The 10,004-nt window shown below is 41.7% G+C and carries 4 protein-coding genes and 1 pseudogene; all 5 read left to right on the forward strand.

Features of this window, described 5'->3' with window-relative positions:
• Window positions 1-128: 128 nt before the first annotated feature.
• A pseudogene (locus LC574_RS10880) lies at window positions 129-2,546 on the forward strand (SDR family NAD(P)-dependent oxidoreductase); the annotation flags it as partial.
• Between the two features lie 18 nt (window positions 2,547-2,564).
• A complete protein-coding gene (locus LC574_RS37930) occupies window positions 2,565-3,224 on the forward strand; it encodes a phosphopantetheine-binding protein (protein WP_267871488.1) in 660 nt (219 codons plus the stop codon).
• Window positions 3,217-6,594, forward strand: coding sequence for a non-ribosomal peptide synthetase (locus LC574_RS10885; protein ID WP_229453537.1), 3,378 nt, complete (start codon window positions 3,217-3,219; stop codon window positions 6,592-6,594). Before LC574_RS37930 ends, LC574_RS10885 begins: the two co-directional genes overlap by 8 nt.
• A 228-nt stretch (window positions 6,595-6,822) precedes the next feature.
• Complete coding sequence (locus LC574_RS10890; protein WP_229453538.1) at window positions 6,823-9,507, forward strand: TonB-dependent siderophore receptor; 2,685 nt, start codon at window positions 6,823-6,825, stop codon at window positions 9,505-9,507.
• A 14-nt stretch (window positions 9,508-9,521) separates the two neighbouring features.
• Entirely contained in the window at window positions 9,522-9,986 is a 465-nt protein-coding gene (locus tag LC574_RS10895) for an ABC transporter substrate-binding protein (RefSeq protein WP_229453539.1), read from the forward strand.
• Window positions 9,987-10,004 lie beyond the last annotated feature (18 nt).

Here is a 10,004-nt window from a genome sequence, read left to right on the forward strand (position 1 = left end):
TTGCAGCAAAATCTGCCATTCTGCTTTATTATAATCAGCTTCAAGGAACTTACAATCTTCAAACCACTTCGCACCCCGACTCATAGCAAGCTGCAAGAGTTTTTGTTCAAAATCCGCTCGGTCGAGAGTTATATGAGACTGAGTCAGTATTTCGGAAACACATAGATCAGTGCTGTGAAATACTCAAACCTCATCTTGGCGTTGATTTACGCACGATTTTATATCCGGATGAAGAGAAGACACAAGTTGCAACGCAGCAACTGCAACAAACTCACATTACTCAGCCAGCACTGTTTGTGATTGAGTATGCTCTAGCTCAGTTGTGGATGGCGTGGGGCATATCTCCAATCGCAATGATTGGTCATAGCATTGGAGAATATGTAGCTGCCACTTTAGCAGATGTATTTTCTCTAGAAGATGCTTTAGCTCTTGTTGCCACTCGTGGACGACTCATGCAACAGATCCCGTCTGGTGCCATGCTTTCGGTTGCACTTTCCGAGGAAGCAATACAATCTTGCCTCGATGAAAACCTTTCTCTGGCTTCGCTTAATGCACCTTCTTCTTGCGTTGTGTCAGGTTCAAAAGAAGCAATAGAGCAATTGCAACAGGAGTTACAACAAGCAGGCGTCAGCTGTAGGCGTTTGCATACTTCTCATGCCTTTCATTCTCAAATGATGGAACCCGTCATTGAGACTTTCACCCAATCTTTACAAAAGATAAAACTCAATCCTCCGAAAATTCCGTTTGTATCCAATGTTAGCGGCACTTGGATTACTACCGCACAAGCAACAGACCCTAACTATTGGGCTATGCATTCAAGGCAACCAGTCCACTTCAGTCAAGGTGTCACTGAATTACTCAAACAGCCAGAGCGAATACTGTTGGAAGTTGGTCCGGGACGGACGTTGAGTAGTTTGGCTAAACAACATCAAGCAGAAGAACTGATAGCACTAACTTCTATACGGCATCCGCAAGAGCAACAATCAGATGTAGCATTTTTACTCAACACCTTGGGTAAACTTTGGTTAGTAGGGGTTCAAATTGATTGGTCTGGTTTTTACACAAATGAAAAGCGTCATCGCGTACCCTTACCTACTTATCCTTTTGAACGCCAGCGTTACTGGGTTGAGTTAAATCAAAATGCGACTTCGGCAATGATGCTGCAAAAAACCTTAGATAAAAAGCCAGATATTGCAGACTGGTTCTACGTTCCTCGCTGGAAAGAATCTACACCAATTGAGCTTTTCAAAAAGGAAAAACTGGCAGAACAACAGTCATGTTGGTTAGTGTTTGCCGATACTTATGGAGTTGGAGCAGAAATTGCCGAACAACTCAAACAACAGGGTCAGGATGTGATTGTCGTTAGGGTCGGAGATAGATTTGCAAAACTTAGTGATTGTACGTATGCAATTAATCCCCAACAAAGGGATCATTATGATATTTTGCTTCAAGCACTACAAGAGCAGAATTGGACTCCACAAGCGATCGCCCATTTTTGGAGCGTTACTCCCAACGATACTTTACCTAGTCAAGAGATAGACGAACAAACACAGCATCAGTTTTTTGAAGATTGTGAGTATCTTGGTTTTTGGAGCCTACTGTTTTTAGCACAAGCATTAGGAAAACAAGATATTAGGGATTCTCTGAAGCTAATGGTCGTAACCAGTAATTTACATGATGTAGCTAGCGAGGAAAAATTATGTCCGCATAAGGCTACCATGTTAGGATCATGTAAAGTAATCCCTAAGGAATATCCAAACATTAATTGCTGTACTATTGATATAGTAATACCTTCTTCAGAAACCCCACCAATACAAAAAATTTTTAATTATCTCATAACAGAATTTGCAGCAGAGCCAACCAATGACATAGTTGCCTACCGTGGATATCATCGCTGGATTCAAACCTTCGAGCCTGTGCATTTGGAACAGAGTATGGTTGATAAAACTAAATTAAGAGAAAGAGGGGTTTACTTAATTACTGGTGGGCTAGGCGGCATTGGTTTAGTATTAGCAGAACATCTAGCAAAAACAGTGCAAGCTAGATTAATTCTAGTTGGACGAAAGAGTATACCTGAAAAAGATAATTGGCAAGAATGGTTGGCAACCCATGATGAACAAGATAGAGTTAGCCATATAATTCGTAAAGTGCAATTATTGGAGACTTTTGGTGCAGAAGTTTTTGTAATTAGCGCCGATGTCGCTAATTGCGAACAAATGAAGACTGTAATGACCAGATCAGTAGAAAAATTTGGTCAGATTAATGGTGTCATCCATGCAGCCGGTATTGCTGGTGGTGGTGTCATCCAACTTAAAACACAAGATATAGCAAGCAATGTACTAGCACCAAAAGTTAGAGGAACAATAGTACTCAAGCAAGTTTTTCAGAATATTAATCTAGATTTCTTGGTGCTTTGTTCATCCCAAAGTTCTATTTTGAGTGAATTTGGACAAGTAGATTATTGTGCGGCCAATGCATTTCTAGATACATACGCGCACTTTTCTGCTTACACATCTGAGCAATTTACAGTATCAATCAACTGGGACGCTTGGCAAGAAGTAGGGATGGCAGTGGAGACTGCCGTGCCAGATGAACTCAAACACAGTCGTGAAGAAAGTCTCAAAAAAGGAATAAGACCTCAAGAAGGCGTCGATGCTTTTAATCGCATTCTGCGGAGTGGATTGCCTCAAGTTGTTGTGTCAACACAAGATTTCCAATCCAAATGGGAGCAAAATCATTTTTTCAAACCTCTAGAAGAATTAACACTTTTAGAAGATAAATCAGCTTCAGTAAGCCTCTCTAAACAAAGCCATCCCCGTCCTAATCTACGTAATGATTATGTTACTCCTCGTAATGAAGTTGAAGTAACTATTGCTAAAGTCTGGCAACATCTGCTAGGAATTAAACAGATAGGCATTCATGATAACTTTTTTGAATTGGGAGGAGATTCCCTATTAGCTACTCAAATTTTCTCTCGATTGCTTAAAGAATTTCAAATCAACCTGTCCCTGCATAGCTTTTTTGAAGCACCCACTATTATTGAACAAGCATTGATAATTGAACAAAGTCGAAGTTCGGGGGAAAAGTCCAACGTCAACATGATAAAAAAAATTGAACGCATTCATGAACCACAAATATTAGCAAGTTTTGATAACATTTCAGAGCAACAAGTTGACTTATTACTTAGTAAATTTTTAGCTGAAAAAGGGCTAGAAAATGACTAACATTCACGATAAGATTAATCATTTATCGTCACAAAGAAAGCGTGAGATTTTGGCAAAAATACTTCAAAACAAAGTTAGCCAACCTCATATTTTTCCGATGTCTTTTGCTCAACAACGGCTTTGGTTTATAGACCAATTACAACCTGGTAACTTTGCTAATCACATAAATGCAGTTTTGTGTATTACGGGTTTCTTTAATCAAGCAGCACTCTTGCAAACTCTTAATGAAATCGTACGACGTCACGAAATTTTGCGAACTGTTTTCGCAACGGTAGAAGGAAAACCTGTTCAGGTAATTATTCCTACTTTAAGCTTGACTTTACCGACCATCAATCTGGAAGAGTTATCTGAGGTTGAGCAAGAAGCTGAAGTTCAAAACTTAGTTATACAAGAAATACAAAAACCCTTTAATTTGAGCCAAGCTCCATTACTGCGAGCTACTTTGCTGCGACTGAGCAAGATCAAACATATTCTGATATTTACAATGCATCACGTTATCTCTGATGCTTGGTCAATGGGGGTACTGATTAAAGAAGTCGCAGCACTTTACGAAGCTTTCTCCAAAGGGCAACCGTCTCCACTTTCGGAACTGCCAATACAGTATGTAGACTTTGCAAACTGGCAACAGCAATGGCTACAAGGAGAGATACTGGAATCCCAAATATCTTACTGGCGAAAACAGCTAGAGGGTATACCGAAACTACTGGATTTACCCACTGACTATCCAAGACCTAGTGTTGCTAACTTCAAAGGTGCTAATTATTCTTTCGAGTTATCTCAAGAGTTATCTGCCTCCCTAAATAAATTGAGTCAGCAGCAGGGGGGTACTTTATTTATGACCCTGCTAGCAGTCTTTCAGACCCTACTATGGCATTATACGGGAAGTGAAGATATTGTAGTCGGTTCGCCCATTGCTAACCGCAATCGCACAGAGTTAGAAGGATTAATTGGTTTTTTTATCAATACAATTGTACTACGAACTAATTTGGGAGGGAATCCTACCTTTGAGGAGTTACTAACTCGTGTGCGGAAAGTGGCATTAGCAGCTTATGCTCACCAAGATTTGCCATTTGAACAACTGGTAGAGGAACTGCAACCACTTCGAGACTTAAGCTATACACCACTATTTCAAGTGATGTTTGTGCTTCAAAATTCACCGATGCCTTCGTTAGAATTGCCTGGTTTGACTCTAAGTCCTCTAAATGTTGGTACGGGCACAGCAAAGTTTGATTTGACCTTAGAGATGACACAAACAACACAGGGACTATTTGGCACTCTGGAGTATAATACTGATTTATTTGAGAAAAGTACCATAACCCGGATAGCTGGGCATTTGCAAACGTTGCTTAGGGGAATTGTTGCCAATCCACAGGAGCGTTTGTCGGAGTTGCCATTGTTAACTCAAGCCGAGAAGGCGCTGCTAGTACAGTGGAATGATACCTCTATTGAATATCCCCAACAACAATGCATCCATCAGTTGTATGAAGCTCAAGTAGAACGCACCCCCGATGCTGTAGCAGTAGTGTTTGAGGATGAGCAGTTGACCTACTGTGAACTAAACGTAAGAGCCAATCAACTGGCGCACTACCTACGCTCTCTGGGGGTGGGACCAGAGGTATTAGTCGGGATTTGTGTAGAGCGAACCTCTGTGGGAGGAGCTACGCTAACGCTCGATATGGTCATCGGACTGTTAGCCATCCTCAAAGCAGGTGGCGCTTATGTACCCCTTGACCCTAGCTATCCTCAAGAACGTCTAGCCTTCATATTACAAGATGCTCAAATATTAGTATTACTAACGCAGCAGCACCTGACAGAGAATTTACCGCAACATCAGACTAAAGTTGTTTATCTAGATACAGATTGGGAAACTATCGCTCAGCAAAACTCACAAAACTTAATTAATGAGTGTACAAGTAATAACCTAGCTTACATCATCTATACATCCGGCTCAACAGGTCAACCCAAGGGCGTGTTAGTGAATCACGCCAATGTTGTTCGTTTGTTGGCAGCAACTGAGTCTTGGTATAACTTTAACCAACATGATGTTTCGACGCTATTCCATTCCATCGCCTTTGATTTTTCCGTTTGGGAAATCTGGGGTGCCCTGTTGTATGGTGGAAAGTTAGTGTTAGTACCATACTGGCTGAGTCGTTCACCTGAAGACTTTTATAAATTGCTATCAACACAGCAAGTGACAGTACTCAACCAAACACCTTCAGCTTTCTCCCAACTCATACAAGCAGAAGAATCCTTGGAAACAAGAAACAAGCTCAGCCTGCGACTAGTCATTTTCGGTGGAGAAGCATTGCAAATTGAGAGTTTAAGACCTTGGTTTAAGCGTCATGGCGACCAATCTCCACAGTTAGTCAATATGTACGGGATTACGGAAACAACGGTGCATGTTACATATCGTCTAATAACTATGGTAGATTTAGAAGTAGCATCTGGAAGTGTGATTGGGCGTCCCATTCCTGACTTGCAAGTTTACTTACTAAATAAATATCGACAGCCAGTACCTATTGGAGTACCAGGTGAAATGTATATTGGTGGTGCTGGCGTGACACGAGGTTATTTAAATCGACCAGAACTAACTGCTCTTAGATTTATTCCCAATCCTTTTAGTAATAAACCAAACGCACGCCTTTATAAATCCGGTGATTTAGCCCGATATTTACTGAATGGAGACATTGAATACTTAGGTCGGATTGACCACCAAGTGAAAATTCGTGGTTTCCGCATTGAATTGGGAGAAATTGAAGCAGTGATTACTCAACACCCAGCAGTCCGAGAAACCGTAGTTGTGTCAGCAGATGTTCAAAGTTTAGTTGCTTATATAGTTCCACATTCAGAACAAACACTGGCAATTACGGAACTGCGTCACTTTTTAGAGTCGAAGCTACCAAACTACATGGTGCCAGGGGCTTTTGTTATGTTAGAGGCACTACCACTCACACCTAATGGTAAAATTGACCGTAAGGCACTACCTGCACCTGATACGGCACGTCCTCAATTGGAAGCGGTTTATCAGCCACCCCAAACTGAGGTGGAAAAAACTCTTGCTAATCTTTGGCAAGAAGTCCTTCATGTCGAGGACGTAGGAATTCATGATAACTTTTTTGAACTTGGTGGTCATTCATTGCTTCTGGTTCAGGTTCATAGTAAATTACGTGAAGTATTTAAAAGGGATTTCTCTATTCTCGACCTGTTCAGATATCCGACCATAAGCTCTTTAGCAGATTATTTTAATCAAGTCAAAAATCAACAACCATCTTATTTGACAGAAATTGCCACTGAAAAAATTTTAGATGGTAAAGCTCAACAAAGAAAGCGTCTACAAAAACTTAAATCTATTGAAAACATTAAAGGATAGGAGGTCAAATAATTAATACTCCAGTTTCGTTGATGACTGTTGAGAGTGCGAAATAGGAGATCAAACGTTACTGCTTTGTAAAGAAATGCTGATTAATACTTGCAATTGCTTACCCATTTCATGTAAAGTTTGCTCTCATGCTAATAGCAAATTTTATCAATAAAAATAAGCTATTTGCTGCACTATTATCGTTATTCTAATAGTAGTACCAGGTGTGTGTAGTAGCAAATGAAACAAAATCAGTTGTCAAAAATTTTATTACTAACGAGTTCCGTTTGGCTTTGGAGTGCAATGAACGCAACTGCTCAAGAAGTACTAAAGTCAGAGATACAGAGTGAATCTATTGCATCGGTACTACGCAATTCCCGGTCAACTAGAGAAATTCGCCAACTCAGTGAGATAGAGCGTCCTAGCACTGGCGCTCAAATGCTAGTGCAGTCGCCAACACCAAGCAACCGCCCGAACCTTGGGGGTGAAGTTGTACCAATTACGGGAGTTAAAGCTAATCGCACTGATAAAGGTGTGGAGATAATTTTAGAGACACCTGTTGGTACTCAACTGCAAGTCACAAATCGCAGTACGGGTAATAATTTTATTGCTGACGTATCTGGTGGGCAGTTACGTTTAGCTGATGGCAATGCTTTCACATTTCGCTCGGAAAAACCTGTTGAGGGAATTACTGAGATAACGGTTACGAATGTTGATGCAAAGACTGTGCGAGTGACAGTGGTGGGTGTTGCAGCATTACCAACGGTTGAGTTATTTGATGATAATGCAGGTCTGGTTTTTGGTATAACTTCTGCTGAAATTGCGACTTCTCCACCGCAACAGCCTCAAACACCACAAACTCAAGAAAAGCCAGCAAACCAAACACCACAGGAGACACCATCAGCACAAGGTGATGAACCGATTGAGTTGGTAGTGACGGGTGAGCAAGATGGTTATCGTGTAAGAGATTCGTCAACTGCTACTAAAACTGACACACCTCTGCGAGACATTCCTCAATCGATTCAAGTCGTACCTCAAGAGGTGCTGCGAGATCAGAACGTTACCCGTTTAGGAGATGCAATTAAAAATATTCCTGGGGCAAATCAATCTGGATCTGCAATAACCGATCGAGATCAATCTTTCTACAGTCGAGGATTTCAACTAAGTGATTTTAACGGCAGTTATCTCAGAGACGGGTTGCAAGATATATATGGAGGGCAAATACTCGATTTGTCTAACATTGAGCGAGTTGAAGCTCTCAGAGGTCCAGCTTCAGTTCTTTACGGTCGAGGTACTCCAGGTGGAGTTGTCAACATCGTAACGGAACAACCACTTCGCGATCCCTTTTATGCAATTGATGCCACCATTGGCAGTTTTGACTTCTACCGAGGTGCCATTGATTTATCTGGACCATTGAACGACTCGAAGACGGTGTTATATCGCCTTAATGTCGCTTATCAAGACAGAAATACTTTTGTTGATCGGTTTGAAGAAAGTCAATTTTTTATCGCCCCCGTCGTGAGTTTAGCAATTGGGGACCGAACCCGCTTAACTCTAGAAGGCGATTACATGGACTCACGAGGTTCCTTTTTCGAGGGTCTGCCAGCAGTCGGCACAGTGCTTCCTAATCCTAATGGTCGCATTCCGCGTAATCGTAATACCTCGGAAGCTGATCTTGATCGCACGCTCGGTAGAGTTGGATATCGATTAGAGCATCAGTTCAGCGACAACTGGTCATTACAGAGCGCGTTTCGGGCATCGTTCTTTGAATACAAACAAGACACAATTTTTCCTACTGGCAACCTAAACTCAGATAATCGAACTCTTGACCGTGCAAGGGACGGTTTTATTTCAAGCTCTCAAGCCTATAATTTAGCAACATATGTGACTGGTAGATTTTCAACAGGAGCAGTTGCCCATCAGCTAGTCTTTGGAGTTGATCTAAGCAGAAGGGACGACATCAGAAATCAAGGCTTCGGAGGAACTGCTTCACCTATTGATGTATTTAATCCTGTGTATGGACAACCGACTGGGTCTCTAACTCTTAATTTCAACACCATCACTTTGAGAGATGCTTTAGGAATTTATATTCAAGACCAGGTGACGTTAGCTGAGAATCTAAAACTCCTTCTAAGTGGACGGTTTGATCTATTTGAGCAGACCAATCAGGATTTCCTGGCAAATACTAGAACCAGTCAATCAGGTGATGCATTTAGTCCACGTGTGGGCATTGTCTATCAACCAATTCCACCCATTTCACTGTATGCCAGCTATAGTCGCTCGTTTACCCCAACATCTGGCAGAAGCTTTGAGAATCGCCAATTTCAACCAGGACGCGGCACTCAATATGAAGTTGGAGTTAAGGCAGATTTGAATGACCGTCTTTCAGCAACCCTTGCCCTGTATGACTTAACTCGGACGAATGTTTTGACGGCTGACACTAGACCGGGTGTCCCACCCGGATTATTTTCGATACAGACTGGAGAAGAACGTAGCCGAGGTGTTGAACTCGGTGTTCAAGGTGAGATTCTGCCTGGGTGGAACATCATTGCAGGCTATGCCTACACGGATGCTCGAATTACTCAAGACAATAGGCTTCCCGTAGGTGATCGGTTGACTAGTGTCCCTGAAAATACTGTTAACCTATGGACTACCTATGAAATTCAGCAGGGTACTTGGCGGGGGCTAGGAGTTGGGTTGGGATTATTTTTCGTTGGAGAACGTCAAGTAGACCTACCTAACACCTTACAGTTACCAAGTTATCTCCGCACTGACGCGGCAATTTTTTACAATCGTGGTCGATTCCGAGCTGCTCTCAATTTTAGGAATTTGTTCGACACCACCTATTTTGAAGCTTTTTCTAGTAGCCGTATTTTTTATGGTGAGCCATTTACAGTGCAAGGAACGATTCGGTGGGAGTTTTAGGGCGTTAGGTGTTTATGAGTATTTCTTTTCGTCGCTTCACCCATCTGATACTTTTGAGTATCTTGGCAGTGATACTGGTTTCGGCTTGTGACACAACCAATAACACCAGTATGACCCGCTATAAACAGCCCGTTGAGAATTGTCGAACCGTGCAACATGCGATGGGAGAAACCTGTATTCCGAATAACCCCAAACGTCTTGTTGCCATTTCTTATGTCACTCTAGCTAATGCACTTGCTCTGGGAGTTCAACCAATCGGTAGCGCTTCAGGATTAAACGATTTGCAAGATAAATTCCCTGCATATCTAGAGAATGAAACACAAGGAATAAAACAATTAGGTAACCAATATCAGCCAAACCTAGAGAGAATAGCTTTCTTAAAACCCGATCTAATCTTGGGGTGGGAAGTGGTTCGCAAAATTTATCCTCTTCTTTCTCAAATTAGCCCTACAGCAATTGTTCCGGAGCAAGTGCATTAGCTAGAGTGACATAAGAAA

The sequence above is a fragment of the Nostoc sp. CHAB 5715 genome (assembly GCF_020829685.1).
Lineage (GTDB): Bacteria > Cyanobacteriota > Cyanobacteriia > Cyanobacteriales > Nostocaceae > Nostoc.